This window comes from Frankia sp. CcI49, from assembly GCF_001983215.1.
GTDB classification, from domain to species: Bacteria; Actinomycetota; Actinomycetes; order Frankiales; family Frankiaceae; genus Parafrankia; species Parafrankia irregularis.
The window spans coordinates 306,043-333,039 of the sequence record NZ_MOWP01000009.1 but is presented as its reverse complement, the minus strand read 5'-3'; the positions used below and the strand labels follow the sequence as shown (position 1 = coordinate 333,039).

At 70.6% G+C, this 26,997-nt stretch carries 20 protein-coding genes and 1 pseudogene; 10 read left to right on the top strand and 11 right to left on the bottom strand.

Going from position 1 to position 26,997, the window contains the following annotated elements:
- From CcI49_RS10290 to CcI49_RS10280, 3 genes and pseudogenes are all read right to left on the bottom strand, one after another.
- Positions 1–314 (bottom strand): annotated as a pseudogene (locus CcI49_RS10290) (nuclear transport factor 2 family protein); the annotation flags it as partial.
- On the bottom strand, positions 311–1,489 hold the full coding sequence (locus CcI49_RS10285; protein ID WP_076825912.1) for an aromatic ring-hydroxylating dioxygenase subunit alpha: 1,179 nt from the start codon (positions 1,487–1,489) through the stop codon (positions 311–313). The gene CcI49_RS10285 and the pseudogene CcI49_RS10290, both read right to left, overlap by 4 nt.
- 3 nt (positions 1,490–1,492) lie before the next feature.
- On the bottom strand, positions 1,493–2,698 hold the full coding sequence (locus tag CcI49_RS10280; protein WP_054570910.1) for an amidohydrolase family protein: 1,206 nt from the start codon (positions 2,696–2,698) through the stop codon (positions 1,493–1,495).
- A 605-nt stretch (positions 2,699–3,303) separates the two neighbouring features.
- Here CcI49_RS10280 and CcI49_RS10275 point away from each other — a divergent pair.
- Both CcI49_RS10275 and CcI49_RS42520 read left to right on the top strand, forming a co-directional pair.
- Positions 3,304–4,311: a hypothetical protein gene (locus CcI49_RS10275; protein ID WP_158230741.1), complete on the top strand. Its 1,008-nt coding sequence runs from the start codon at positions 3,304–3,306 to the stop codon at positions 4,309–4,311.
- Positions 4,312–4,539: 228 nt separating this feature from the next.
- On the top strand, positions 4,540–5,091 hold the full coding sequence (locus tag CcI49_RS42520) for an excalibur calcium-binding domain-containing protein (protein WP_076825908.1): 552 nt from the start codon (positions 4,540–4,542) through the stop codon (positions 5,089–5,091).
- 237 nt (positions 5,092–5,328) lie between these two features.
- Here the strand turns inward: CcI49_RS42520 and CcI49_RS10265 are convergent, their stop codons facing one another.
- From CcI49_RS10265 to CcI49_RS10250, 4 genes are read right to left on the bottom strand one after another with little or no spacing between them, the layout of a single operon-like run.
- Positions 5,329–6,480, bottom strand: coding sequence for an acyl-CoA dehydrogenase family protein (locus CcI49_RS10265; RefSeq protein ID WP_076825905.1), 1,152 nt, complete (start codon positions 6,478–6,480; stop codon positions 5,329–5,331).
- Positions 6,477–7,709 carry an acyl-CoA dehydrogenase family protein gene (locus CcI49_RS10260; protein WP_076825903.1) on the bottom strand — a complete coding sequence of 411 codons (1,233 nt, stop codon included), beginning with the start codon at positions 7,707–7,709 and terminating at the stop codon, positions 6,477–6,479. Before CcI49_RS10260 ends, CcI49_RS10265 begins: the two co-directional genes overlap by 4 nt.
- Entirely contained in the window at positions 7,706–8,758 is a 1,053-nt protein-coding gene (locus CcI49_RS10255; protein WP_076825982.1) for an acyl-CoA dehydrogenase family protein, read from the bottom strand. The genes CcI49_RS10260 and CcI49_RS10255 overlap by 4 nt, the downstream gene beginning before the upstream one ends.
- A gap of 56 nt (positions 8,759–8,814) precedes the next feature.
- Positions 8,815–9,969 (bottom strand): acyl-CoA dehydrogenase family protein, encoded by a 1,155-nt coding sequence (locus tag CcI49_RS10250; RefSeq protein ID WP_076825901.1) that lies wholly within the window; start codon positions 9,967–9,969, stop codon positions 8,815–8,817.
- Positions 9,970–10,041: 72 nt separating this feature from the next.
- Here CcI49_RS10250 and CcI49_RS10245 point away from each other — a divergent pair, with 72 nt between their 5' ends.
- The gene (locus CcI49_RS10245) at positions 10,042–10,857 is read left to right on the top strand and encodes a GntR family transcriptional regulator (RefSeq protein WP_054570905.1); all 816 of its coding nucleotides are present in this window, start codon (positions 10,042–10,044) and stop codon (positions 10,855–10,857) included.
- Between the two features lie 1,297 nt (positions 10,858–12,154).
- Positions 12,155–13,876: a glutamate--tRNA ligase family protein gene (locus tag CcI49_RS10240; RefSeq protein WP_076825899.1), complete on the top strand. Its 1,722-nt coding sequence runs from the start codon at positions 12,155–12,157 to the stop codon at positions 13,874–13,876.
- A 271-nt stretch (positions 13,877–14,147) separates the two neighbouring features.
- On the opposite strand, the gene CcI49_RS10235 is transcribed toward CcI49_RS10240, so the two are convergent.
- On the bottom strand, positions 14,148–15,863 hold the full coding sequence (locus tag CcI49_RS10235; RefSeq protein WP_054570903.1) for an amidohydrolase family protein: 1,716 nt from the start codon (positions 15,861–15,863) through the stop codon (positions 14,148–14,150).
- Between the two features lie 280 nt (positions 15,864–16,143).
- On the opposite strand from CcI49_RS10235, the gene CcI49_RS10230 reads away from it, so the two are divergent.
- From CcI49_RS10230 to CcI49_RS10205, 6 genes are all read left to right on the top strand, one after another.
- Complete coding sequence (locus CcI49_RS10230; protein WP_006540864.1) at positions 16,144–16,818, top strand: TetR/AcrR family transcriptional regulator; 675 nt, start codon at positions 16,144–16,146, stop codon at positions 16,816–16,818.
- A gap of 316 nt (positions 16,819–17,134) precedes the next feature.
- A complete protein-coding gene (locus CcI49_RS10225; RefSeq protein ID WP_054570902.1) occupies positions 17,135–18,622 on the top strand; it encodes an aldehyde dehydrogenase in 1,488 nt (495 codons plus the stop codon).
- Positions 18,623–18,714: 92 nt separating this feature from the next.
- Positions 18,715–19,047 carry a DUF4286 family protein gene (locus tag CcI49_RS10220; protein WP_054570901.1) on the top strand — a complete coding sequence of 111 codons (333 nt, stop codon included), beginning with the start codon at positions 18,715–18,717 and terminating at the stop codon, positions 19,045–19,047.
- Positions 19,048–19,085: 38 nt separating this feature from the next.
- Complete coding sequence (locus CcI49_RS10215) at positions 19,086–20,585, top strand: aldehyde dehydrogenase family protein (RefSeq protein ID WP_076825896.1); 1,500 nt, start codon at positions 19,086–19,088, stop codon at positions 20,583–20,585.
- A 50-nt stretch (positions 20,586–20,635) separates the two neighbouring features.
- Positions 20,636–21,880 (top strand): cytochrome P450, encoded by a 1,245-nt coding sequence (locus CcI49_RS10210; RefSeq protein ID WP_076825895.1) that lies wholly within the window; start codon positions 20,636–20,638, stop codon positions 21,878–21,880.
- Positions 21,881–22,630: 750 nt separating this feature from the next.
- Positions 22,631–24,157, top strand: coding sequence for a glycosyl hydrolase (locus tag CcI49_RS10205; protein ID WP_241839982.1), 1,527 nt, complete (start codon positions 22,631–22,633; stop codon positions 24,155–24,157).
- A 10-nt stretch (positions 24,158–24,167) separates the two neighbouring features.
- On the opposite strand, the gene CcI49_RS10200 is transcribed toward CcI49_RS10205, so the two are convergent.
- The 3 genes from CcI49_RS10200 to CcI49_RS10190 are packed head-to-tail and all read right to left on the bottom strand — an operon-like array spanning position 24,168 to position 26,806.
- Complete coding sequence (locus CcI49_RS10200) at positions 24,168–24,836, bottom strand: hypothetical protein (protein WP_076825890.1); 669 nt, start codon at positions 24,834–24,836, stop codon at positions 24,168–24,170.
- Positions 24,829–26,136 (bottom strand): hypothetical protein, encoded by a 1,308-nt coding sequence (locus CcI49_RS10195; protein ID WP_054570896.1) that lies wholly within the window; start codon positions 26,134–26,136, stop codon positions 24,829–24,831. The genes CcI49_RS10200 and CcI49_RS10195 overlap by 8 nt, the downstream gene beginning before the upstream one ends.
- Positions 26,126–26,806, bottom strand: a complete 681-nt coding sequence (locus tag CcI49_RS10190; protein WP_198955489.1) for an ABC transporter ATP-binding protein — start codon at positions 26,804–26,806, stop codon at positions 26,126–26,128. The genes CcI49_RS10195 and CcI49_RS10190 overlap by 11 nt, the downstream gene beginning before the upstream one ends.
- Between the last annotated feature and the right edge of the window lie 191 nt (positions 26,807–26,997).

Here is a 26,997-nt window from a genome sequence, read left to right as displayed (position 1 = left end):
CCGGACCCGCCGGCATCGCCGGACCCGCCGGCATCGCCGGACCCGCCGGCTGCGGTGCCGGTACCGGCACCGCAGCCGTTGATCCTGGTGTCGCTGATCGTGCGGCTCCAGTAGCGGGCGAACTCGACGCCCATCCGCTCGACGCCGGCATGCCCGGAGTACCAGCCGCCATGGGGAAGGGAGGCCGGCTGCTGGATGCGGATCTGCGGGTCGAACAGCGCGAACGCGCCGTCCCGGTCACCGGCGAGGAACCGCCGGGCCAGCTCCTCCACCACGGCGGCCGGGCTCTCCCGCGCGAGCGCGTTCCCGCTCACGCCTCCCGGACTTTCCGCTGCTCGCGGTAGGCCTCCACCGCGGCGGCGAAGTTACGGTGCAGGTGCTGCGGGGCCGGCTCGTTGCGGCCGAACACGACCGTGTCGAATCCGCCCGTGCGGACACCGGGCTCCGTGCGGCCGGCCACCCAGAAGTCCTCACCGTCGACGACCGTCTCGCAGATCCACGGTGCCATGTCGACGGCCTTGGCACGCTCCGTCTCCGAAAGCCCGGGACGCAGGTAGACGGAGTGCAGGACCTGGGAGGTGGCGCTGCCGGTCGGCATGATCTGCCACAGCTCGATGTGCCGGCTGTCGAAGGTCATGCAGGTGTTCGGGAAGAGCGAGTACTGGTAACTGAAATGCTGCGTGACGTCGCCCCACTCGCCAACGGGGCGGTCGATCAGCTCGTCGATCGAGCGCAGCGCGGAGCAGTTACGCAGATGGGCACCGAACGCGTCGAAGGTCAGCACGCCTCCGTACGCGTAGGTCCGCAGCGTCTTCCGGTGCAGGTAGTTGAAGTGGTAGTTCTCCCGGAAGGTGTCGAGCGTGACCTTCCAGTTGCCCCCCACCTCGTGGATGTGCGGCGCGTTGTGCGGCGTCCAGCCGGCAAAGTCGAGCATGGCCAGCTCACCGGCGAGCTGCGGACCGAGATAGGCGTCGATGTCCAGCGGCTCGCCGCCCGGCCGCAGCCGGCCGACGATCAGCCCGTACCCCTCGGCCACCGGCAGTTCGACGAGACCCTTGTCCTCCCGACACATCCCGTCGAAGTACTGCTCGGACGGAACGCTGACCAGGCTGCCTGCCAGGTCGTAGGTCCAGGAATGGAAGGGGCAGCTGAACCTCTTCGCCTTGCCCGTGCCGTCCGCCAGCCGCACGCCACGGTGCCGGCAGGCATTCGTCAGGGCCCGGAGCTGGCCGCCCGCGTCCCGCGTCAGCAGGATCGAGGTGCCGCAGATGTCCACCGTGTGGTAGGTCTCCGGGCCGGGCAGGGCACCCGAAAGGCACAGCACGATCGGCTGGTTGCGGAAAAGCGCCTCGAACTCGTCCGAGAAGTACCCGTCCGAGTAGATCTCGGTCGACACCTCGAGCACCGAGTCGACCACGTCGGTGGTGTTGTTCTCGATGTGGTCGAGCAGCCGGCGTACCAGGCTGTGGTCCAGCGACTCCCTGTCCACGCCTCAGACCTCGATCGTCGCCGGGTCAGCCGGGGTGAAGTCGTAGACGCGGCAGGCGTTCCCGACCGCGATCTTGTGCTGAACGTCCTCGGAGAGATGGGCGAGCCAGCCGCTGGCGAGCTTCGAGGTGTCCGGCCAGGTGGAGTCGGAGTGCGGGTAGTCGCACTCGAGCATCACGTTGTCCTCGCCGATGATGTCCAGCAGCCGGATACCGGCCGCGTCCTCGATGAACGTGCCGAAGACGTGGTCGCGGAAGAGCTGGCGGATGTCGGTGTCGAGGTTGAAGCTGGCCGTGCCCTTGGCCTCGCCGCGCTCGTGGCTCGCGTTCATGTCGATGTCGAAGCGCGACGCCCAGAACCGCTGCTTGTCGATGACCTGCTCGGCCCGCTCCAGGAAGTACGGAATCCAGCCGATCGAGCCCTCGGAAAGCGCGATCTTCAGGTTCGGGAACTTCTCGAACTTGCCGCTGAACAGCCAGTCGAGCAACGTGCCGGCCTGGTTCGCCGCCGCCGAGTAGGCCATGAACGCCAGCGTCGGCATGTCCGGCGAGGTGCGGATCAGGTTCGACGAGGAGCCGACGTGCATCGAGACCACGAAACCGGTCTCGTTGCAGGCGTCCAGCATCGGGTCCCAGAAGTCGGTGTGGATGGACGGGAGCCCGAGCTTGGTCGGGTTCTCCGAGAAGGCGATCGACTTGGCGCCACGCGCCGCCGTGCGCCGGATCTCGGCGGCAGCGGCCACCGGGTCCCACAGCGGGATGATCATCATCGGGATGAAGCGCCCCGGGTAGGCGGCGGCGAAGTCCTCCAGGATGAAGTCGTTCCAGGCCTGCACGCCCAGCAGGGCGAGCTCCTTGTCCTTCGCCTCGTGGAACACCTGCCCGCAGTACCGCGGGAACGACGGGAACAGGATCGAGGAGAGCACCAGCCCCTGGTTCATGTCGGCCACCCGGGCCGCCGGCTCGTAGCAGCCGGGCCGCATGTCCTCGTACGAGATCGGCTCGGGCGAGAACTCCTCGCGGGACTTGCCCGCGACGGCGTTGAGGCCGGTGGTGACGATCTGCCTGTCCTCGTAGACCCAGAACTCGGACGTGCCCTCGCGCACGATCCGCGGGCCCGTGTCGCGCCACTTCTGCGGCAGCCGCTCCTGCCAGAGCCGTGCCGGCTCGATGAGATGGTCGTCGACTGAGATGAACCAGCCCAGTGTCACAAGTCCTCCCTGACGGCCACCCACTCGACGGCCACGCACCTGACGGTCACAGGAGCGATCAACTTCCTAAGAAAGCGAACGCTCACCTATATGTTAGCCACGGCACGCCCCAGGCACCAGCCACACTCGTCGGCCGCCCGCCAGGAGGAATCGACGACGGCGAGCCTGCCGGTGTCAAGCCGAAGGCGGTCGAGGTGGCGGCGGCTCCGGGTGCGCGGGTTGGATCCTCCTGGCCGCCAGATCCTGATCTCGGCTCCTCGCGCCGCGCGTGGTCGGCCCCACGCACCCTCGAGCCCCACGATGACGACCTGGCCCGCATCCCTGCCTCATCGCGCCCGACCAGCCCGCGGAACCGATGCCGAACAGTTCATTGACGCACTGTTCCGTTCAGTCGACATCTCAGTCGGGAGCCAATCGCTCCAGTAGCGCGACGCTCGTAGTGATGCAGTTTTCCTGCGCGCAGATCGACAAGGCCTACGTCCGGAGCGAAAACGGCAAACCAGGACGTCCACCTGGAGCTTCGACGCCCGCATTTGGCCAGGCGCATGTACAGGTCGACCAGAACCAGGTCGGCCAGAACCGCAGACCGGTCCGAGGCGACTACGATGACTGCCGTGGGAGCAGAGGTCTGGGGAACATTCGCCGTAAACGATCACTGTCGGAGTGACGCGTTTCTGCGCGAGGTGCTGCTGTTTGACCGGGTCGTCGTTCCAGTGCCGGCATCGGCCGCCGAACGGGACCGGTGGCGGCATCCCAATCCGAACGACCCCGATGAATCATGGGACCCGGACCGGCTTGAAAGCGTGCTCGCCGTACTGGGCACCCAACGGCAGCCCACCGGGGATGGCGCCGAGCTGGTGTGGGAGTCTCCCTGGGATCCCGGCCGCTGGCAGGCCGGCCGCTCCCGGCTCGACGTGGCCACGACCATTACCGGCATCGATGCTTTCTATGGCACCCGCCTGGTGCTCGCACTGGGTGACGACCTGCCGCGCGCGGTAGAAGCCGTCGCCGCCTATCCCTCGGAACGTTCCTGCTATGACGACCTGAGCCCCACGCCATCTCCCGATGAACCGACCGCAGCCGATGCACTGGTAATGCTGGCCCAGCCCCTCCTGGTACCCGACCTTTCCGATGGCGATTATTTGCGGGCCCTGCACGACGTTGTCACGCTCGCCAACGACCCGGATTTTCGGGCCGCCCGAGGCGCTTACCATGACTGGTTGCGCAGTTTCGTCGCCCGGCTACAGGTACCCGGCGCAGGTCTGGCTACTGTCCAACTGGATCAGGAATCTGTCACCGTGGCGCGCAGGCAGCTGACCGCCCTCCTGACAGCGGAGCGGCGGGTGCTGGCCAACAGGCGAAGCCGACGTCGGTGGACCATGATCGAGTGGGCGATGACCGTCGTCGGTGCCGCCGCGTCGGTCGGGCTCGCGTTGACCAGCCCGGAGGCTGCGATCGGAACCGGCAGTGCGATCGCCGGGTTCGGGGGCTGGGTCGCCGGGAGGCGGACTACGCCCCCCGAGTCCCGACCGCTGTGCGGAGCTTCCATGTTTGTGGCCGCCGATGAACGTCTGGACCTCTTCCAAACACCCCCACGGCCACCGACTGGTTAGTGCGTCGGAAGGCCCGGCGGCTCATCCGACCGCCTCCTCCGCTACACGACCCGCGACGCCCCCGCCACCCCGCCACCCCGGCACCCTAGGTGTGATCGACGATACGGTCGGTCAAGCTGACAGTTACACCGAAGTCCAATGGCCACACCGAAGTCCCAGTCGGAAAGCCCGATACCTGGACATAGCTGCACCAACCCCAGGAAACTCCGGCAAATGCAAGCACGTGCGATGGCCCGAAGGACAGCGGAGTGGAGCGCCCAGGCGGTCAGGTGGGCCCGCCTGCACCCGCGGGCAAGTACCGGCATCGGCGGGGCCTTTCTGGTTCTCCTCCTCGTCGTCGCCGCACTCGTGCCCGCCCAGGGGCCGGGCAACGCCAGCTCCGCCGCGGCCAGAACGGACCTGCCGCCGGCGACGGCGAGCCCTGCCGGCGCCCTGGCACCGACTACCGCTCCCGCACTGCTGCCGGCGCCAGCGGTGGTGTCCGTCCAGGAAGCGGCGCCCACGCCGACGGCGCCCCCGGTGATCCGACGGCCGCAGACCACGGCACCGGTGATGCCGGTCGCCGCTTCGACACCCGCGAGCCGGCAGAAGCCCACCCAGAAGGCGACCCAGCCCGCGCCGAGCGTCACGCGGAGCCCAGCGAAGGCCACCCGTTCACCGGCCGTCTTCTACAGCTCCTGCCTCACCGCGCGCCTTGCCGGGGCGGCCCCGCTCTACGAGGGCCAGCCCGGATACTCACGCTGGCTCGACTGGGACGGCGACGGGGTCGCCTGCGACTGACCAACGAGGGCGGTCGCGGCTGGGCGCCGCCCACCCGCCGCACAGCGATCTACCGGGGGTGTCACGTCGCCACACAGCGCCAGCAATTCATTTCCCGATAGTGACAAACGAGACAAAGAGTTTCGGACGATCGACAAGAAGTGAGGATTTCGGCTGTTCCAACAGCCGAAATCCTCACTTCTTGCTCAGCAGCAGCGGCCCGCTCGCCGCTCGTGATTGTGCTAGGCGCTCTCAGGCTCAGGGGGCGGTGAAGCGGGCGGCGAGCCGGGCCCGGTGCGCCGCCGGGGCGCCGAACAGCGAGCGCCCCAGCAGGGCACGCTTCAGGTAGACGTGGATCCCGCCCTCCCAGGTGTAGCCGATGCCGCCGTGCAGCTGCATCGCCGCGCCGGCGATGTCGACAGCTGCGGCACCGAGGTACGACTTCGCCCGGGAGACGGCCACGCTGATCTCCTGATCGTGCGGCCCCGCCGGATCGTCCGCCGCTGCCAGCGCCCGCACCGCCGCGTCGAGCAGCTCCCGCCCCACCGTGATCTTCACGTACATGTCGGCGCAGGCGTGCTTCACCGCCTGGAACGAGCCGATCGGACGTCCGAACTGCCGGCGGGTGCCGGCGTACTCGACGGTGGCTTCGAGCATCGCCTCCGCCAGGCCCAGGCTGTCGCAGGCCAGGGCCAGTGCGGCCCGGTCCAGCAGCCGCCGGGCCGAGGCCGCGGACGCGGCCGGGTCGGCTCCGCGGAACCGCCACACCGCCCCCGGGTCGACCCGGGTCCCCTCCACCACGATGGTGCCCAGGTGGCGGGTCTCGTCGAGCACCGGACGCTCGGACACGGTGACCCCGGGATCGGTCGGGCGCACCGCGACCACGACCGGCGTCCCGGACTCGTCCGCGGCGAGGAGCAGGATCCGGTCCGCACCGGGCACGTCGGGGACGAAGTCCGCGCTCCCGCTGACCACCACCCGACCGGCCCCGTCCGCCACCGCCCGGAACACGGGTGAGTCGCCGTCGCCGGTGGGCAGCGCGAGGGCAGGGCGCTGCCCACCCGCGGCGACCGCGCGCAGCAGGTCGTCACGTGCGGCGCCCGCCTCGAGCAGGCACAATGCGCCGACAGCCAGGACGGCCGTGCCCAGGTACGGCGTGCTCGCCGCGGCCCGGCCCAGCTCGTGCAGGACGACCGCCACCTCGGCGAACGTCGCGCCCGCCCCGTCGAGCTCCGCCGGAATCTCCAGACCGAGCCAGCCGGTGTCGACGAGCAGCGACCAGTCGACGGTGGGGTACGTCTGGTCCGGCCCGGCCTTCGCCGCGCTGCGGCGCAGCAGGTCACGGGCCACCGCGCGCAGCTCGCGGTGCAGCTCCGCCAGCTCGCTCCCGCTCATGGTGGCGTCGCTCATGCCGACGCCACCGGTTCCCGGGGCAGGCCGAGGCCGCGCTCACCGATGATCGTGCGCTGGATCTCGCTGGTCCCGCCGGGGATGGTCCACTCCCACGATCCGATGAAGTCCAGCACCCACGCTCCTGACTCCCAGCCGCTGGACGCGGGCTTGCGCAGCTCGGCGTGCGCCGGCAGCCCGGCGACCTCGACGGCGAAGTCCATCGTCCGTTGCAGCAGCTCGCTGTAGAAGAGCTTGACGACCGAGGCGTCCGCCGGGCCGGCGGTGCCCGCCTCATGCCGTTCGACCAGCCCGCGGCACAGCGCCCGCAGGCCGGTGATCTCGGTTTCCAGCTCGGCGAGCCGGTCGGCCACCCGAGGGTCGTCGACGGGACGTCCGCCGCCGGGCCCCGGGGTGCGGCAGGTGTCGACCAGCCACCGGAAGCCCGCGTTGCCGAGCCGTTCAGCCAGCTCCAGCATGGTCATCCCGSGTTCGGCGGCCAGCGTCGCCTGGGCCACCTGCCAGCCGGCGTTGACCGGGCCGACGAGGTTCTCGGCCGGGATCACCACCCCGTTGAGGAAGATCTCGCAGAAGTGGGAGTCGCCGATCGCGTTGCGCACCGGACGGACGTCCACACCCGGCGAGCGCATGTCCATCAGGAAGTACGAGATGCCCTTGCGCTTGGGCGCATCGGGGTCGGTGCGGGCGAGCAGCAGGCACCAGTCGGCGTGCGCGGCGCCGCTGGCCCACAGCTTCTGCCCGTCGACGACGAACGTGTCACCGTCGCGGCGCGCGACCGTGCGCAGGCTGGCCAGGTCGGAGCCCGCCTCCGGCTCGGAGAAGCCCTGGACCCAGATCTCGCCGTCGAGGATCGCGGGCAGATGCCGGCGGCGCTGCTCGTCGGTGCCCGCGACGAGCAGCGTCGACGCGGCATGGTGGATCGAGACGAAGCCGAGCACCAGCCGTGGCGCGTCATGCGCGGCGAGCTCCTGGTACAGGACAACCTGCTGGGCGACGGGCATCCCGCCGCCCCATTCGGCGGGCCAGTGCGGGACGGCGTAGCCGGCGGCGCGCAACTGCTGGAACCAGTCCTGCTGGAACGCGGCGAACTCCTCCGCGGACGCGCCGGTCTGGGCCCGTCGCCAGTCGGACGGAACATGCGCCCGGCACCAGCGCTGGACCTCGGCGCGGAACTCGGCGAGGTCCACGGGGCCAGCCGCGCCCACGCCGCTCCCGGTCGGGATCGTCATCGCTGCTGCCCCTCGAACTGCGCGACGGACGAGACGGCCTGCGTGGCGAACGGGCCGGCAAGCCCGATCCGGCCGATCCGGCGGGTTAGATGGTCGCGGGTCGCCGCCTGGCCCAACGGGAGGCGGCGCAGCGGCTGGCTGTACCGGGAGATCCACGACAGCGTCGTCTCGTCGCAGAACCCCATCGCGCCGTGGAGCTGATGCGTCACCCGGAACACCAGGTCGGCGGCCTCCAGCGCGGCGAGGCGCAGCGCCAATGCGTCGTCCACCGCCTCCGGGCGGCCGGTCGCGACCGCCCACAGCGCGTATTTCGCCAGCTCCTCGACGCCGACCCGTTCGACTTCGGCGTCGGTCAGCTGGAACTGCACCCCCTGGAACCGGGCCAGCGGCTGGCCGAACTGCTCCCTGGCCAGGACGTGTGCACGGGCCAGCTCCATCGCGCGGTCGAGCATGCCCAGCAGGGTCCAGCAGGGCAGCACCAGGCCGAGGGCCAGGTCGGCGAGGCCGTCGGCCGGCCCGTCAGCGGCCGGGCCGGCCGGGAGGTCCGGGGCCGAGGTCGGGTCGGGGATCAGCTCCGTCACGAAGGCGGTGTAGCGGGGCGAGCCGACCGGCTCCGCGGCGGTCGCGAGACCGCGCCGGCCGTCGAGGGCCACCGTCGACCAGCGCGGGCCGAGCCCGGCGACCGGTGCCGCCGGCCCGGGGCCGGTGCGCGGCCCCGGCTCGGATCCGGCGATCACGACCAGACCATCGGTGGAGCCGCCGGAGCCGGGGCCGTCGGTGGGGCGGCACAGCCGCTCGGCCACCGGGTATGGCAGCGCCCACCAGCCGGCGGCCTTGCACAGCGCGGCCGCCGCCTCGAGCTCGTCGGCGCCGCCGCGGGGGTCGAGCTCCCAGGCTCCGAGTTCGTCCAGCACCGGTTCGACGAGCTCGGCCCGCCGGGCCGGTTCCCGCTCGGCGTCCTGGACGAGCTGGTCGCCGCCGGCCGCCTCGAACGCACGCAGGGCCGTCCGGCCGAACTCGACGGCCTCCTCGCTCAGCTCGGTGTTCATGACTCCGGTGCTCATGACGCCGGTGTTCACGGCTCCGGTGCTCACGGCTCCGGTGCTCACCGGGCCGCCAGCAGGGAGCGTGCCATCAGGATCCGCTGCATCTCGACGCTGCCGGAGGCCACAGTCGCGGACACCGAGTAGCGGCGGTGGTCCTCGACGGCGCGGCGGAACCGCCGGCCTTCCTCGTCCAGCAGGGAAGCTCCGGCGACGATGTCCATGAGAACCTCCGCGCTCTCCTGGTCCAGTCGGGTCACGGCGATCCGGTAGGCCGCCGAGTCCTCCGGGCGGATCCGGCCGCCGGCCTGCAGCGACACGACCCGGTAGGCGAGCAGTCGGGCCCGGCGGGCGTGCACGAGCATCCGGGCCCAGCGGCTGTGCAGCTCTTCGGGCAGCTGGTCCCATTCGGCGCCCAGGGCGGCCGGCGCGGCCTGCAGCAGGCGCTCGCAGCGCGCGTACCGGGCGATGCCGACCCTTTCGAAGGCCAGCACCTCCTGCACGATGGCCCAGCCCCCGCCGACGGTGCCGAGGACGTCCGCCTCGGTGACCCGCAGCTCGTCGAAGAAGACCTCGTTGAGATGGTGCGGGCCGATCATGCTCGGGATCGGCCGGACCTCGATCGCGGGGTCGGACATCGGGACCAGGAAGATCGTGAGGCCCTGCTGCTTACGCTGCTCCCGCGAGGTGCGGGCCAGCAGGAAGCACCACTGCGCCATGGTGGCGTAGGACGTCCACACCTTCTGCCCGCTGACCCGCCAGCCGCCGGTCTCGGGGTCCGGCGTGGCGGTGGTGCGCAGTGAGGCGAGGTCGGAGCCGGCCTCGGGCTCGCTGAAGCCCTGGCACCAGATCACCTCACCCCGCGCGATCGGGGGGAGGTGCTGGGCCTGCTGTTCGGGGGTGCCGTGCCGCATGATCGTCGGGCCGACCCAGTTGACGCCCATGTACTGCGCGCCGCGGGGCTCATGCTGCGCCCACATCTCCTCGCGGACGACGGTCTGCTCCCAGGGGGTCGCGTCGCGCCCGCCGTACGCCGCCGGCCAGGCCATGCACAGCAGGCCGAGGTCGGCGAGCGTCCGGCAGAAGCTCTGGGCGACCTCGAGATCGGCGGGGTCGTCGGTGAAGGCGCCCAGAAAGTCGGGCGGCACGTGCTTGTGGACCAGTTGACGCAGGTCGCGCCGGAGTGCCGCCACTCCCTCGCCCATGTCGTACTCCATGAACGGCAGACAGTAGTCGCAAACCGCTCAACCTTCAATACTTATAAAGATAAAGAGGCGTATGATCCTGGTGTGCCTACCAGCCGCCCGGGACGAGTCTCACAGGTCAGGATCGCCGAGACGGTCGCCGCGGCGCTGCGCGAGCGCATCCTCACCGGCGACTACCAGCTCCCGACCCAGGACCAGCTCGTCGGGGAGTTCGGCGTGAGCTACCCGTCCGTCCGGGAGGCCATCCGGATCCTGGAGACCGAGGGCCTGGTCACCGTGCGGCGCGGCAAGGTCGGCGGGGCCGACGTGCACCGGCCGGACGAGACATCCGCCGCCTACCATCTCGGGCTCGCGCTGCAGGCCGGCCGGGTCACCCTCGGCGATCTCGCGGTCGGCCTGCAGACGTTCGAGCCGCAGTGCGCGGCCCAGTGCGCGCTGGCCACGGCCGCGGACCGCGGCGAGCGGATCGTGCCCGCGCTGCGGGCGAACATCGAAGCCACGACCAGCCTCATCGGCAGCGGCGACGGCAGCGCGTTCACGCATGCGGCCCGGGAGTTCCACGAGCTCGTCGTCGCGCTCACCCCGAACGCGACTATCCGCCACATCGTCGGCAGCCTGGTGGCGCTCTGGTCGGCGCAGGAACGGACCTGGGCGGAGTCGGTCACCAGCCGGGGCGAGTATCCCGACGAGGTCGAGGCCGAGCAGGTCGTCCGGGCCCACCGCCGGCTCCTCACCGAGATCACCGCCGGGCGGGCGGCGGCCGCCGAGCGGATCGCCCGCGCGCACCTCGTCGCCTCCCAGGCCTACCTGCTGGACCGGTTCGATGACAGCGTCGTCACCGTCACGAACGCCCGGCCACTCCAGGCACCGGGCGTGCCGAGCCCACTGTGGCGGGTCTGAGCGGCGGGGTCCGAGCCGGCGGGGTCCGAGCGGCGGGTGCCGCAGGCGTGAGCGTCGCAGCCGCGGGGGCCCGCGCGACCGCCTGGCCACGGTGCCACCCGCGAGCGGGTCCGTCCCGTTACCGCCGAGCAGAATCTGACGATTTTTGCCGCCAGTCACCAGGCCAGAACTTCTCGCGGAATCGCGAACTGCAGGTTGGCGTTGTCGCCGGGAAATCGTTTGAGGATTCCGGCCGCTGGGGAGCCCGTGGCCGTAGTGCGCTCGCCTGGATGCGGCGGCACCCCGCAGACTGCCTGCACCTAGCTCCCCGCTCCTCGCACACCGTGGGCGGGGGCGGGGGGCTACGCGGGTTTCGCGCGTGGTCGATCTTTCGGGTTTCTGACAGTACTGGTCAGCTTTCAGCGGGTGCGCGACTGTTCCGTTCACGGCACTAGAGGGCTCTGTGTACCTCCTTCTCCAGGTCTCTGGACATCCATCTCTTCGCCGGATCCGCAAGCCCCTGAGGGGTGATTTTCGGAGGAGCCACAAAGAGCCCTTTAGTCGTCAATCCCGCGCACACCGCCAAGCCCCGTGGGGACGGGAATTCGTCCACCCACGGAGCCGTGGGCGCCGCTGGCGGCCCCTGAAACCGCTGGTCATGGGGGTTCTTTCGGGTCTCAGCGGCCGCCGTGACACCATGCCGGGCCGGCGATGCCGGATACACGGGTCGCCCACAGCAACGATCTGCCCGCGACGACCGATCACCGGACACCCGTCATTCATCGACCAAATAGTAACGATTCGGGTTTCAAACACCTCTGTCACTTTGCCGACGCGGGCCGGGAGGGCATCCGTTCACGGGTCCGGACGATTTCGGACGCCAATGCCACAGCCAGAGCCCATCGGAACCCGCGGGCACGCCGGCTCCTCGGCCGCCGCCGAGCAAGAAGTGAGGATTCTGGCTGCCGGAACAGCCAAAATCCTCACTTCTTGTCGATCGCCAAGCGACCCTCTGCCCCGTTTGTCAATATTGGGATGGATGTCGGCGGCCCCAAGGATCCTGGTTGCGAGGACGACCTACATCCCCGGCTCCTCGGGTGGCGGACGCTGCGGCCTGGCACCGCCAATAAATGCACCCCTCCAGTTAATCGCCTGGCATCGACCAGCATCCCGCGACACCGACATGCCGAGACATCCGACGGGCCGGAACAGCGTCCGGCGGCGCCGATCTCGATTTCGATCCCCGCCGTGGTAGAATGTTCGGGTCACTGCATAAACTCGAGAATTCACACGCAAACCGGGAATGGTTGCTTTGTCGATGGTCCGCCCAGGTGATTCGTCCGCCCAGGTTGTTTCCGCCCTTGATCGTGCGGAGATCGACGCGCTCTTCCCGAGCGATCTGCCCGAGGTCGAGCACTGGGAGCGGCAGTACCCGCCGCGCCAGCTCGCCCCGGGCGCACAGGTCACCCGGTTCTGCCCGAGCCCGACGGGCTCGCTGCACCTGGGCGGCGTGTTCGTCGCCATGCTCGACCGCGCGGTGGCCCGGCAGTCCGGCGGCACCTACCTGATCCGCATCGAGGACACTGACCAGGAGCGTGAGGTCGCCGGCGCGGTCGACGAGTTCGACCGGGCGTTCGCCCACTTCGACCTGGTCTCGGACGAGCGCGACGGTGCTGCCGGCGGCGACGGCGGTGCTGGTGCCAGCGCCGGCGCGTACGGTCCCTACCTCCAGTCGGCACGCTCGCGGATCTACCTGAGCTATGTGCGGGAGCTGATGCGCGCGGGCGCGGCGTATCCCTGCTTCGCCTCCAAGGAGGAGCTGACCGCGTTCGCGGAGGAGCAGCGGGCCGTGAAGGTCCCCACCGGGTACTACGGCCGCTGGGCGCCCTGGCGCGACGCCGACGCCGACGCCGTGCGCGCCCGGCTGGCCGCCGGAGAGCCGTATGTGGTGCGTTTCCGCTCCCCCGGCGAGGCCGCCGGCAGGGTCAGCTACACCGATGTCATCCGCGGCACGATCTCCGCCGACGACAACCGCAACGACGTCGTCATTCTGAAAAGCTCCGCGAACGAGCTGCGGCTGCCGACATATCATTTCGCGCACGCGGTCGACGACCATCTCATGCGGGTGAACCTGGTCATCCGCGGCGACGAATGGATCTCATCCGTCCCGGTGCATCACCAGCTCTTCGACGCGGCTGGTTTCGAGCGGATTCCCTACGCCCATGTGGCACCGCTCATGAAGCAGGACGGAAAGGCGAAGCGCAAGCTCTCCAAGCGCAAGGACCCGGAGGCCTCGGTCGAGTACTACGTCGCCGGCGGCTATCCGACGGACGCGCTCTGGTTCTACCTGCGCAGCCTTGCGAACGGCCGGCTCGCGGACCTTCCGATCGAGCAGGCGCTGGCCGAGCCGCTGCGGCTGGAGGAATGCGGCGTCGCGGGGCCGCTCGTCGACCTGGTGAAGCTCGCGGACGTCGCCGCCGACCTGGTGGCCACGATGAGCGGCGAGGCGATCCTGGCGGAGGTGCTGGCCTGGGCGCAGGTCTACGACACCGAGCTCGCCGCCGCGGTCGCCGCGAACCGGGATGTGGCGCTGCGGGCGCTCGACATCGAGCGGGTCGGGGTCGCCAACCCGCGTAAGGACCTGCACAAGTGGTCCGACTTCCGCCAGGTCTACGGGTACTTCTTCCCCGGGGTCTTCGAACCGGTCACGAATCCCGCCGACCCGCGGCTCGGCGAGCTGCCCGCCGAGGTCGTCCGCGGGCTCGCCACCGGCTTCCTGCGGGACTACCAGCACGTGAACGACAGTGACGCCTGGTTCGAGCAGATCCGCGTCGCCGCGCTGGCGAACGGCTTCGCCGGCAGCCCGAAGGAATACAAGGCCGACAAGGCTTCCTTCGTCGGGTCGACGAAGGAAGCCGCCCAGGTGTTCCGGGTCCTGCTCACCGGCTCGAACCGCAGCCCCGCCTTCAACCTGGTGACCCAGGCTCTGGGCGAGACCGAGACCCGCCGCCGGATCGGCGCCGTCCTCGACCAGGCCTGACGCAACACAAACCCGGGTCCGGTCTGCTCCGGCGTGACCGGTCCGGCCTGGGCCCCCAGCGCGCGGTGACCCATCGGGAATCCCGCGCCGCCACACGGCGCCAGCGCCAGCAATTCTCACCAATAGCCCCAAAAAGGGACGTGGAACCGCTTGGCAATCAGCAAGGAGTGAGGATTTCGGCTGCGGCAGCAACCGAAATCCTCACTCCTTGCTCGGGAGCAGCGGCGGCAGCCGCTGAGCGCCGCGCCACGCCGCGCCGCGCTGCGCTCCGCTAGCGAGCGGTGAGGATTCCGCCCGGGCGTTCGTCGGTGAGCTCGTCGCCCTCGATCAGGACCCGGCCGTTGACCAGGGTGTAGTCGTAGCCGCGGGCCCGCTGGACGAACCGGTTCGCGCCGAGCGGGAAGTCCGCGCGCATCTGCGGCACGTCGAGGTCGAGCCGGTCGAGGTCGATGACGTTGATGTCGGCGAAGGCCCCGGGAGCAAGCACCCCGCGGTCGGCGAGCCCGAACAGCTCGGCGCCCTCGGAGGTCAGCTTGCGCACGGCCGTGCCGATGTCGAGCAGGCCCTGGTCGCGGGTCCAGTGCCGGAGCAGGAAGGTCGACTGGCCGGCGTCCATGGTCAGGGCGACGTGCGCGCCGGCGTCCCCGACGCCGACGACGACATCCGGGTTGGTCAGCATCGCGGCGACCGCGTCGAGGTCCTGGTTGAGCACCGGGTAGTAGAGCAGCCCGAGGCCATCGGTCTCGACGGTGAACTCCAGGAAGGCCGCCGCCGGGGTGATGCCGCGCCGCGCCGCCTCGGCGGCGAGGCTGTTGCCCGGGTCGACGTCGTACCGCGCCGATCCGGGCGGCAGGAGGTACAGCTTGGCGGGGTCCTTCGGCGCGAGCGGCCCGGACAGCTCGACCGGGCGCTCGGCCTCCGTGGCCAGTGCCTGGCGCCGGCCGACATCCGCGAGTGCCGCCAGCCGCTCCGGCCACGGCCGGGCCATCAGCTCCGCCCAGCCGGGCAGCGCGTCGTAGGGGGTGCGGCCGACCAGCCCGTACAGGATGCCGCTGCCGCGCGCCGCCGTCTGCGGGCGCAGGTCGGCGCCGCGGCCGCGGGCGGCCGCCACCTCCTGCATCACCCAGGACCACAGTCCGGGCCGGCGGTCGCTCTGCATCATCGCGAACGTCAGCGGGCGGCCCGAGTCCCGGCTGACCTGTTCCATCCAGGCCAGCTCGGCGACGGAGTTCGCCTTCTCCGGCCCGTCGCGCTCGCCGATGCGGGGCACGACCTCGATCGTGCCGCGGCCGCGTTCCGCGAGCGCGCCGCCGATCGCGGCCAGCTCCGCCTGGGCGGCGTAGGTGCCGGGAACCGGCCGGCCGTCCGGCACGGTGTGCATGAAGCTGCGGGACGTCGAGAAGCCGAGCGCGCCGGCGTCGATCGCCTCCCCGACGATCTCCGCCATGCGGGCGATGTCATCGGCGGAGGCCGGGACGTCATCCAGGGCGCGGGAGCCCATCACGTAGGTGCGCAGCGCACAGTGGCCGATCATGCCGCCGACGTTGATGCCGAGACCGCGGCGCCCCAGCGCGCGCAGGTAGTCGCCGTAGGACTCCCAGTTCCAGTCCATCCCGGACATGATCGTCTCGACCGGGATGTCCTCGACCGCCTCCATCATCTCGGCCAGGTAGCGCTGCTCGCCGGGGCGCACCGGGGCGAAGGTGACACCGCAGTTGCCGAGGACGATGCTGGTCACCCCGTGCCAGCAGGACGGGCTGGCCACCGGGTCCCAGAAGAGCTGAGCGTCGAGGTGGGTGTGGATGTCGACGAAGCCGGGTGTGACCAGGCGGCCCCGGGCGTCGATCTGGCGGCGCCCGGATGCGGCGAGCGTGCCGGGCTCGGCGATCTCGGTGACCCGGTCCCCGTCGATCGCCACGTCGGCGCGTCGCGGCGGGGAGCCGGTCCCGTCGACCACCTCACCGCCGTGGATCACGATGTCGTGCATGGCATCCGTTCCTCCGGTCCGACCGTCCACCCAGCACCGACGAGAACAATAAATGAGTAAGCCCTCATTTAATATTGATGCTAGGGATGTCCCGTAGGCCGCGTCAAGGCACCTGGGATCACGGCGACCCGCACCGGGACGGCGACCGTCCGGCATCGCCTGCGGGTGACGCAGCCGACACGGAAAATATCGCGGCATGGCGGCTCGCGCGGACGATGGTCGATTCGACGGAGTAGTGTACGTTCATTTACCATCTGTGGTACAAGGCGCGGAGGGGACGATGTCCGAACAGGTAGTCAACCCCCCGGGGGCCGAGGAGCCACCCCGTCCACGCCGGCTGACCGCCGAGGCGCGCAAGCGCTCGATCCTGAAGGCCGCCCGCCAGGCGTTCACCGAGACCGGTGACATGAACGGCACCACCATCAAGGCGATCGCGGAGCGCGGCGGGATCAGCGAAGGCGTCATCTACCGCCATTTCGAGAGCAAGGACCAGCTCTTCTACGAGGCGGTCGTCGAGCCGCTGCGTGACGCCGTCGACGAGCTCGTCGCCGCCACCGAAGTGATCGACCTGGAGGAGCCGCTCACCCCGGAGCGCCAGATCCAGACGATGAACGGCCTCTACCGCCAGCTCATCTCGACCCTGGAGGAAGTGCTCCCGCTGCTGGGCCTGGTGCTGTTCGGCGACCCGAAGGTCGGCCGGAAGTTCTACCGCAAGCACTTCTCGGTGGCGATGGACCGGCTGGCCGACGCCTGGCGGGACGTCGAGGACCGCTACGGTTTCGAGTTCGAGTCGCCGGACCTGTCCGCGCGCGCCGTCATGGGGATCGCGCTGATCCTCGCGATGGAGAGCCGGCACAACGACCTGTTCAACCGCGATCGCGCGGTGACCCTGATCACCGAGAGCACGATCAAGGGGTTCTTCCCCGTGCTGGAGCCCTCCCGCCGCCGCCGCTGAGCCGCCGGCACTGCCGACCGTCCGGCGCCGCCGCTGAGCCCCCGGCGCCACTGGCACCCGGCGCCGCTGGCACCCGACGCCGCTGGCACCCGGCGCCGCTGGCACCCGGCGCCGCCGCTGGCCCGCGGCACTGCCGCTGGCACCCGGGGCGGCGGCGAGCCCTCCCGGCTCGTACGCGTTGCTTCTCAAGTGAGTGCTCACATATTGTTGGACCTCGATCTACCAGCACCTTGTGGGCACTTGAAGATCTTTTGAAGCTAGCGAGCATTCGCTCATGCTGTTACGCTCCACGCCGGGAGCTACCCAGGGAGGCACTGTGCGTGATCGGTTAATGCACAGAGATGCGTTCTACATCAACGGAGCCTGGCCCGAGCCCGCGAGCTCGGAGATCCTCCCGGTCGTCTCCCCGTCCACGGAGGAGGTCGTCGGCGGCGTCCCGCTGGCGACAACCGCCGACATCGACCAGGCCGTCGGGGCCGCCCGCGACGCCTTCGACCACGGCCCCTGGCCCCGGATGACACCCGCCGAGCGGGCCGACATCCTCGCCCGCGTGGCCGACGCCCTGCGCAAGCACGAGGCCGAGATCGCCCAGGTCACCACCGACGAGATGGGCTGCGCCGCGAGCCAGGCCCGGGCCGCGCAGACCGGCCTGGTGGCCCCCGTCTTCGACTACTACGCGGAGCTCGCGCGCACGTACGAGTTCGAGCGCACCGTGATCAACCCCGCCGCGGACCGCGGCGGCCTGGTGACCACCGCGCCGGTGGGCGTGGTCGCCGCGATCGTCCCCTGGAACGCCCCGGTCACCCTCGGCGCCTGGAAGACCGCGCCCGCCCTGGCCGCCGGCTGCACCGTCGTGCTCAAGCCCGCCCCGGAGGCCCCGCTGAGCAACTACCTGCTCGCCGAGGCAGCGGAGGAGGCCGGGGTACCGGCCGGCGTCATCAACGTCATCCCGGGCGGCCGGGAGGTCGGCGAGTACCTGGTGACGCACCCGGGCGTCGACAAGATCGCGTTCACGGGCTCGACGGCCGCCGGCAAACGGATCATGAGCCTGTGTGGGGAGCGCATCCGCCGGGTCTCCCTCGAACTGGGGGGCAAGTCCGCGTCGATCCTGCTCGACGACGCCGACCTGGCGACCGTCGTCCCGGCGGTGGTCAAGGGCGGGATGCATCTGTCCGGCCAGGTCTGCGGGGCGCATACCCGCGTCCTGGTGCAGCGTTCCCGGTACGCCGAAGCGCTGGAGATCGCCGCGAAGGCGGCGAACGCGATCACGGTGGGCGACCCGCACGACCCGGCGATCCTGGTCGGGCCGCTCGTCGCGGCCCGGCAGCGCGAGCGGGTCGAGGGCTACATCGCGGGCGCGGTGCGCGATGGCGCGCGGATCGTCGCCGGCGGCGGCCGGCCGGCCCACCTGCCCCGCGGCTGGTATGTGGAGCCGACGATCCTCGGTGACGTCGACAACTCGATGCAGGTGGCCCAGGAGGAGATCTTCGGGCCGGTGCTGTGCTTCATCCCCTACGACGACGTCGACGACGCCGTGCGCATCGCCAACGACTCCGACTACGGGCTGTCCGGCGGGGTGTGGAGCGCGGACCCGCAGCGCGCCGTCGATGTCGCGCGGCGGATCCGCACCGGGAGCGTGGCGGTCAACGGCAGCTACCCGCCGTTCCCGCTGGTGCCCTTCGGGGGCTTCAAGCAGTCCGGGCTCGGCCGGGAGCTGGGGCCCGAGGGTCTCCACGAGTTCCTGGAGACCCGCAGCATCGGGCTTCCCCCGGCGCTGCTGCCCGCCGCCGGCTCGACCTCCTGACCCGGCGGCCCTGCCCCCGCGATCCTGGCTGACCAGTGCTTCTGACTGACCAGCGCTCCTGCCCCAGCCGTTGACGAGACCGGGAGGCCGGCGTGGCCAAGGGTGTGTTCGTCGTTCAGTCCCATCCGGTCTCACCGGAGCGGGAGGACGAGTTCAACAAGTGGTACTCCGAGGAGCACATCCCGGACATCCTTGAGATTCCGGGCTTCGTCTCCGCGAAGCGCTACCGGCTGCGCGACGCCGGGCACCTCACGGCGGACCCGGCGGCGCGCGCCTACCTGACGGTCTACGAGATCGAGGCCGACGACCTCGGCGCACCCCTGCTGGAGATGGCGGCCCGGTCAGCCGAAGGCCGGGTGCGGCGCAGCAGCTCCGTCCAGGTCGATCCCCCGCCGGTCCGGTCCTTCTACGAGCTCATCGACTGACCTCACCGACCGACCTCACCGACCGACAAGGAGCACCGGTGTCGACTCTCAGCCCACCCGAAGCGGCGACGATCCCGCTCCTGAAGGCCGGGCCCGGGCGGCTGCTGATCGGCGGCGAATGGGTTCACGCCGCGGACGGCGCGACGTTCCCGAGCATCAACCCGTCCACCGGGGAGACGCTGGTCGAGATCGCCCAGGGCGGCGCCGCGGACGTCGACCAGGCGGTCGCGGCTGCCCGCGCCGCCTTCGAGGGGCCGTGGCGGAACAGCACGCCGGACGAGCGTCAGCGGCTGCTGTGGGCGCTCGCGGACGCCGTCGCCGAGAACTACGAGGAGCTCCGGCTGCTGGAGACCCTCGACATGGGCACGCCGATCGGCCGCCGCCGGCCCGGGCCGAGCTCGGCCTGGGAGGCCAGCGTGCTGCGCCACTTCGCCGGGATGGCGGTCGGCATCCACGGTGAGACGATCCCGAACTCGGTGCCGGGCTCCATGTTCACCTACACCCTGAAGGAGCCGGTCGGGGTCGTCGCGGCGATCGTCCCGTGGAACCGCCCGATCAGCAACGCGATCTGGAAGATCGCCCCGGTGCTGGCCACCGGCTGCACGATGGTGCTCAAGCCGGCGGAGGAGGCCAGCCTCGCCGCGCTGCGCCTCGGCGAGCTGATCAACGAGGTCGGGATCCCGCCGGGCGTGGTGAACATCGTGACCGGCTTCGGCGAGACCGGCGCCGCGCTGGCCGCGCACCGGGGCGTCGACAAGGTGGCCTTCACCGGTTCGACGGCTGTCGGGCAGCACATCGTGCGGGCGGCGGCCGGCAACCTGAAGCGGGTCTCCCTCGAGCTCGGCGGCAAGTCCCCCGATGTGGTCTTCGCCGACGCGGACCTGAACAAGGCCGTGCCGGGCGCCACGCTGGGAGTCTTCTTCAACTCCGGACAGATCTGCTGCGCCGGCACCCGGATCTACGTCGAGCGCCCCATCTACGACGAGTTCGTGGAGCGGATCTCGGCGCAGGCGGCGAAGCTGCGGGTCGGCAACAGCCTCGACCCGCAGACCAGGATCGGCCCGCTGGTCTCCGCGGAGCAGCTCGAGCGGGTCGTCGGCTACCTCGACCTCTCCCGGGAGGAGGGCGCGCGCACCACCGTCGGCGGCGCCCGGCTCACCGAAGGCGACCTGGCCCGCGGCTACTTCGTCCCGCCGACGGTGCTCGCTGACGTCTCCGACGACATGCGCGTCGCCCGGGAGGAGATCTTCGGGCCGGTCGCCTGCGTGCTGCCCTTCGACACCGCCGAAGAGGTCGTGGCACGGTCCAACGACACCCAGTTCGGCCTCAGCGGCGGGGTGTGGACGCGCGACGTCGGCAAGGCGCACCGGTTCGCCCGTGACCTGCAGGCCGGCACCGTCTGGGTGAACTCGTACAACGTGATGGACCCGGCTGTTCCGTTCGGCGGCTACAAGACCAGCGGCTGGGGCCGGGAAATGGGCCAGCAGTCCCTCGACGACTACCTCAACGTCAAATCGGTCTGGATCGACACGGCCTGAGCGCGACGAGGAACCACGGACAAAGAGGAACCGAGGAACTGGGGGCCGAGATGGATCCGACAGCACCGAACACAGCCACCGGCGCAGCTGCTGCCCAGGCACCGGCAGGCCGGCTGCCCGACGAATGGTGTACCCGGAGCTTCGACCACCTCTCCCCGGAGCTGGCGGCGACACTCCCGGAAACCCTGACCAGGATGCGATCCTTATGCCCGGTCACCCACAGTGACAGGCATGAGGGTTTCTGGGTGCTCACGAAGTACGACGACGTCCTGCGCGTCGCCCAGGACTGGCAGTCGTTCACCTCGACCCAGGGCCTCAACATCCCGCCGAGCACGACCCACGTCCGCAACATTCCGGTGGAGGTCGACCCACCGGAGCAGCGGGCCTACAAGAAGCTCATCAACACGCACTTCACCCCGGCCGCGATCGCCGGCTGGGCGGAGCCGACCCGGGAGCTGGTCACCCGGCTCATCGACGGTTTCATCGACCGGGGCGAATGCGAGTTCATGGACGACTTCGCCCGCCCGTTCCCGAGCCTGAGCTTCTTCACCTTCGCCCTCGACGCGCCCGTCGAGGACCTGGAGAAGGTCGCCTACCTCGCGTCGAAGTCGTCCATTCCCAACGATCCGCAGGGCAAGGAATGCTGGGCCGGGCTCTCCGAATGGATCACCGGCTTCGTCGAGTCCAGGCGTCGGCGGCCGCCGCGCGGTGACGTCGTCGACGCGCTGTTCACCGCCGAGATCGGTGAGCGCCCACTGACCGAGCGCGAGATCATCGGTATCGTCCAGCTGCTCATTCTGGGCGGTCTGGAGACGACCGCCGGCGCGCTCGGCCTGATGATGGCGCGGTTCTGCCGGGAGCCGGAGATCCCGGCCTACCTCCGGGCGCATCCGGAGCGGATTCCCGCCGCCGTGGAGGAGCTGCTCCGCCTCGACGCGCCGTTCATCGCCATCGCCCGCACCGCGACGGCAGACGTCCAGCTCCGCGACCAGCAGATCAGCGCGGGCGACAAGGTGCTCATGTACTGGGCGTCGGCGAACCACGACGACGACGAGTTCACCAATCCGGACACGTTCGACCTGGAGCGGGCCACGAACCGGCACCTGGCGTTCGGCGCGGGCCCACACCGCTGCCTCGGCTCGAACGTCGCCCGGCTGAACATGCGCATCGCCCTGGAGGAACTGCTCCGCCGGATGGTGGACTTCCGCCTGCGCGACGACGCGGAGATCCATTACCACACGACGTTGACCCGGGCCCCGCTCAACCTGCCGATCACCTTCACCGCGGCGGCCTAACGCGGACGGGCGCGCCGCCTGCTACAGCAGCTGCCGTTACTGCCGGGCAAGAGCTGGAGCATTTTGGTCGCTGGCGAGCGTGCCGCAGAACCCGGCGCAGCGGCGGAGCGGAGCGGCCGAGCCGGGCCACGTTGCTAGCAAACAAGCGTGAAGGATTTTGGTCGTCAGCACGACCAAAATCCTTCACGCTTTCCACCCCTCAACACCTCCAACACCTCACAGCTCTCAGGTAACAGCAGGTGGTGACGACATCCCGTCAACATCACCACGGTGATGGCCGCCCAAGCGAGGATCGCGCTCCAACAGAGCGGCTGGATCCGCGATCCCGACCGAAAAGCGCCGAAGACCCGAAGGATGTTGGTCGCTCCCGAGTGGGTAACGCAGCCCTGAGGGGGTGGCGGGCCTCAACTCTTCGAGCCGTACGGATCCGGGCGCGCCGGTGAGCGCGAGCCGAGTGGACGCCGCCGGGCGAGATCGTCGAGCGATCGTCCTGCTCGCCGGATCCAGTCATACATCGACCACGCACCCTCCCCGGACTCCCACCTGCCGTTGTCCGCTTTCGTTTCCGCTGGTCAGAGGGCACCCCGGTGGCATTTGCCGGGTGTCCACCCATGTGATCCCGTACCAAGGTTGGGATGATGGGTCGGCGTCCGCCGACATAGGCGTCGCACGGTTGCGCCCCGCCCGAGGCCTGCGGGGCTCAGGCGGCGGGCGGTGAGTGTGCGGCGGGGCGCTCGATGGGGGAAGTGCGTGCGACGGCACGAGGCAGCCAGCAAGGCAGGCGGCACGACGGTGGCGGAGGCCGAACCGAAGGCGGAAGCCGCCGGCGCGGGCACGGAGACGGCCACGGCAGTCACGGCGGCCCCGACGATGAGCCGCACGGTCAGTGACACGGTTCCGCTCCCCACGGTCGACGGCATGCCCGAAGGCACGACCGCAAGCACCGGCGGAGACACGCCCGAGGAGACAGCGGAAAGCACGCCCGGCGGCGCGGACGGCAGCACGCCCGGCGGCGCGGACGGCGGCGCAGTCGGCGGCGCGGACGGCAGCACGCCCGGCGGCGCGGACGGCGGCGTGGGCGGCGGCGTGGGCGGCGAGGCGCCTGCGAAGTCCGGTGGAGGCCGGCGGCGCGGGAGTCATCGCAGCGCGCCGGCGAACGGGCGCGCACGCCGGCGTCGGCGCCGGACCGTGATCGGCGCGGTGGCCGCCGGCCTGGTCCTGATGCTGGGGGCACTCGGTCTGGTGGCGCTCACCACCAGCTCCGGCGATCAGCGGCGGACCTCCGGCACCGCCGCGCCCAGCCCGCGCCCGGCCACCGGCACGGCCGACGCCCCACCGGCCCCGCAACCCACCGAGCCGGAGCCGACCTCGGACGGACCGGCCGCCCCCGGTGTCCGCTGGCCGTCCGGCACGAACGCGAACCCGCCGCTCGACATCTGGGCCTGGGACCGCTGGACCGGGCGGGCGTCCGACATCGCCGTGGTCTTCACCGTCCGGAACAACTGGCAGCACATCGTGTTCTCGGACTGGCCGCTCTCGAACTACCCGAAGAGCGTCTTCCCGGGGCAGGTCTCCATCGCGCAGCCGCTCTTCCCCGAATCCGGGAACGAACGCAGCTGTGCGAACGGCCAGTACGACCAGTACTGGGCGGCGTTCGGGCAGACCCTGATCCGTAACGGGCGGCCGGACGCGATCGTGCGGCTCGGCTGGGAGTACAACGGGAACTGGTTCTGGTGGCACCCGCGCAGCACCGAGACCTGGAAGGCCTGCTTCCAGCGCGCGGTGACGGCGATCCGGTCCACGGCCCCAGGTGTGCTGATCGACTTCAACGTGAGCGCGCACCGAGACCGGATGACCAACGGTGACGACGTCTGGGCCGCCTATCCGGGCGATGACTACGTGGACATCGTCAGCAGCGACGTCTACGACTCGTACCCGCCGTCGACCACCGCGGAGCTTTTCGACGAGCAGTGCAACGTCCCGTCCGGAACGTGCACCGTGATCAACTTCGCGCGGGCGCACGGGAAGAAGTTCGCGGTGCCCGAATGGGGGCTGGCCCGCGCGGACCGCCACGGCGGCGGCGACAACCCGCTGTTCATCGAGAAGATGCACGACCTGTTCGACCAGAACCGGGACATTCTCGCCTACGAGGCCTACTTCAACACCGCCGAGTCGAACAACGTCCGCTCGTCGCTGCTCAACCCGCAGCTCCACCCGAACTCTGCGCAGAGGTACCTGGAGCTGTTCGGCGCCAGCGCATCCGGCGGAGGGATCTGAGGCTTGCGTGTCAGCCGCTGGCCCGGCTCGCGTCTGCGCCGACGGCCGACGTTCCGGACGGCGTGATCGGAACCCGCATCTTCCCGGACCGCGGGCGGGCGGGGCGGCGTTGGCGGACCGCGAAGACCAGCAGGCCGACGAGCAACACGACCGCGGCGACGGTGGAGTTGCTCGGGTTGGCATCCGCCGCGGGGAAAGCCCAGGACCGATAGCCGCCGTAGGGAAGGCCTCCCGCCGTCGCGACGGCCAGGAAGTAGACGCACGGCACGACCAGCGCCGCCGTCTGGCCGAAGGCCGCGTACACGCCGAGGGCCAAGCCGACGAACAGGGCGGTGTTCCGGGCCAGCTCGTCGGTGTGAGTGCCGTCGCCGAGCAGCGGTGCGACGGCCGAGACCAGGAGGACCGGGCCGAGGACGGCGACCAGTGTGACGACGTCGTAGACCCACAGCCGGCGACGCGACGCGTTCTCCAGCCGAAGCGTCTCCTCCGGGAAGGCCGCCACGACGACCGGCGCGGCCAGGGTTGTCAGGAGCAGCTGGAACAGGACGGGCTGGGATCCGCCGGAGAGCAGCTGCGGGATGGGCAGCGTGGTCGAGGCGAACGACCAGCCCGCCAGCGCGAGCAGCGCCGCCAGGCCGGCTGTCGATGCCAGGCGATGGGCCCGGAGGTAGTCAGCCACCGGCTTGGCCTTCCTCACATCGATGGGTCTGCGACCAGACCTGGGAGGCCTGGTCCGCGGTCACCGGAACGGGACCGTCGACCGGCCGACCGAGCCGGGCCCTGAGTAGCGACGACAGGAGCTCGAATCTCGCCGGATCATTGTCCCCCCCGGTGAGGAGGCCGTACTGCCGGTAAAAGCAGCCACGCATCGCGGCCGGCAGCCTTGTGACCAGGCCCATTTCGACGTTCTCGATGTCACCGGCCGCGCCGGGGTAGGCGACCGTGATCGGCAGTGGCATTCCGCTGTTGCGTGGGCCGATGGCCACCGGTGGCTCCGGCAGGCCGAGATCGATCCACGCCGCGCGGACCCGTTTCCAGGCCTGGACGTTCGCGTCGAGCGCGAAGGTCTCCTCAGGCCAGAGGCAGACGTTCCCGTCGTAGCACCGCACAGCGTCGGAGTTGCGCGGGGCGCTCGCCGAAGCGTCCAGCTGCCGGACGTCCTGGGCTGCGGACAACCCGCCGGCGATCGCCACCACGACAACGCCGAGCGCCAACGCCGGACGCCCCAGGCCCGACCTGGCCGGCGCGAGCCGGACAGCGGCCACGCAGAGGGAGACGACATCGATCACGGTGAGGAACGCGAGCCCCGCGGTCAGAGCCCGGGTGTCGTAGACCCCGGAAGGATCACAACAACCGTCGACCAGGCCGGTCACGTGGCGGGCCCACAGCGGGTCCCCCCAGCTTCTCGGGACCGCGAGGACCAGGAACGGCACGATGAGAGCAGCCGGCAGCGACAGGATGGGGCCGAGGACGAGCCCGAGGGCCGCACCGAAAAGCGCCCAGCCGAGCACGTTCGCCACCGACAGCGCCGGGATGCCCCACCCCGGCGACGCGAAGGTGGGCAGACCCGCGAGCATGACCGCGTAGATCGCCACCAGGATGAGCAGGGCGATCGTGACCGGGAGCGCCATCCTGGCCGCGAGGACCCGCCACCAGGGGCGCCGCACCGCCAGCCGCCCCCAGACCCGGCGCAGCGTCCCCATCTCCCACGCGACGACCGCGGCGACGTAGGGCCCGAGCGCGATCACCGCGTCGTTGGCGGATCGGGCCCGGCCGAGGACGTACCAGTCGACCCCCGGGTCACTGTGGCTGTAGAGCCAGGCGGCGAACGCCGCCAGCGGCGCCAGCAGAATCGCCGGCTCCCGCCACCAGGACCGATCCGTCGACGGCCAAGCCCCGCTTCGCCTTCGGGTCGATCCCGGCACCGCGTTCCCGGTCGGTGAAACCGACGCTGCGAGCGCCGGGAGGTCAGTGGACACGAAGAGCCTGCGCAAAGGCCGCGACGACCCTGTCGTCGTGCGCGTTGTCGAAGAACTCGCCGAGTGAGCCGTCGAACCGGACGACACCATGGTCGAGCACGATCAGCCGCTCGAACGGCGGCCGCACCTCCGTAGCCGTATGGGACGTCACGACCAGCCTCGTCCCCGCTCCCGCGAGCTCGGTGAGCACCTCGGACACCGACTCGCGGGCCAGCGGGTCCAGCGACGCGGTCGGCTCGTCGAGCAGCAGCAGGTCGGGGTCGGTCGCCAGCGCGCAGGCGATGCCCAGCCGGGCACGCTCCCCGCCGCTCGTCTGCCGGGCCGGGCGCCGTGCCAACGCCTCCAGGTTCGCGCGCGCCAGCGCGGGGCCCGCGGACCGGGCCGCCTCCCGGCGGGACAGCCCCGACAGCCAGCCCGCATACCGCACCTGCTGCTCGACCGTGAAGTTCGGCAGCACCGGCGTGAACTGTGGCGCGAACCCGATCTTGCCGGCGTATTCGATCCGCCCTGACCGTGGCCGCAGCTGCCCGGCCATCAGCCGCAGCACCGTCGACTTCCCGGCCCCGTTCGGGCCGATCATCACCAGCGGCCGCTCGTCCAGCGCGAGGTCAAGCCCCTCCACCACCGGAGCCCGCCGGCCATAACGAAAGGCGATATTCCTCAGAAGCATCTCAACACCTGGTTCAGGAAAATTGGGTTCGCCCACTGTCGGAGCCTTCCCGCCAACCTCGCGCAGGACCGTTGCTGTCGCAGGATATACCACACAATGGACATCGGCGATCCGGCGAGAGACGGTGGCAGGCGGTGTTCGCCCGGCCTGCCACCGTCAACCCCTGCCGACCGGGCGAACAGCCCGCCCAG

What these genes read in the sequence shown, in the direction of transcription:
- CcI49_RS10275 (WP_158230741.1), top strand. Translation starts at nt 3,304, where the DNA reads ATGACTGCCGTGGGAGCAGAGGTCTGGGGAACATTCGCCGTAAACGAT.
- CcI49_RS42520 (WP_076825908.1), top strand. Translation starts at nt 4,540, where the DNA reads ATGGCCCGAAGGACAGCGGAGTGGAGCGCCCAGGCGGTCAGGTGGGCC.
- CcI49_RS10265 (WP_076825905.1), bottom strand. Translation starts at nt 6,480, where the DNA reads ATGAGCGACGCCACCATGAGCGGGAGCGAGCTGGCGGAGCTGCACCGC.
- CcI49_RS10255 (WP_076825982.1), bottom strand. Translation starts at nt 8,758, where the DNA reads ATGAACACCGAGCTGAGCGAGGAGGCCGTCGAGTTCGGCCGGACGGCC.
- CcI49_RS10250 (WP_076825901.1), bottom strand. Translation starts at nt 9,969, where the DNA reads ATGGAGTACGACATGGGCGAGGGAGTGGCGGCACTCCGGCGCGACCTG.
- CcI49_RS10240 (WP_076825899.1), top strand. Translation starts at nt 12,155, where the DNA reads ATGGTCCGCCCAGGTGATTCGTCCGCCCAGGTTGTTTCCGCCCTTGAT.
- CcI49_RS10235 (WP_054570903.1), bottom strand. Translation starts at nt 15,863, where the DNA reads ATGCACGACATCGTGATCCACGGCGGTGAGGTGGTCGACGGGACCGGC.
- CcI49_RS10230 (WP_006540864.1), top strand. Translation starts at nt 16,144, where the DNA reads ATGTCCGAACAGGTAGTCAACCCCCCGGGGGCCGAGGAGCCACCCCGT.
- CcI49_RS10210 (WP_076825895.1), top strand. Translation starts at nt 20,636, where the DNA reads ATGGATCCGACAGCACCGAACACAGCCACCGGCGCAGCTGCTGCCCAG.
- CcI49_RS10190 (WP_198955489.1), bottom strand. Translation starts at nt 26,806, where the DNA reads ATGCTTCTGAGGAATATCGCCTTTCGTTATGGCCGGCGGGCTCCGGTG.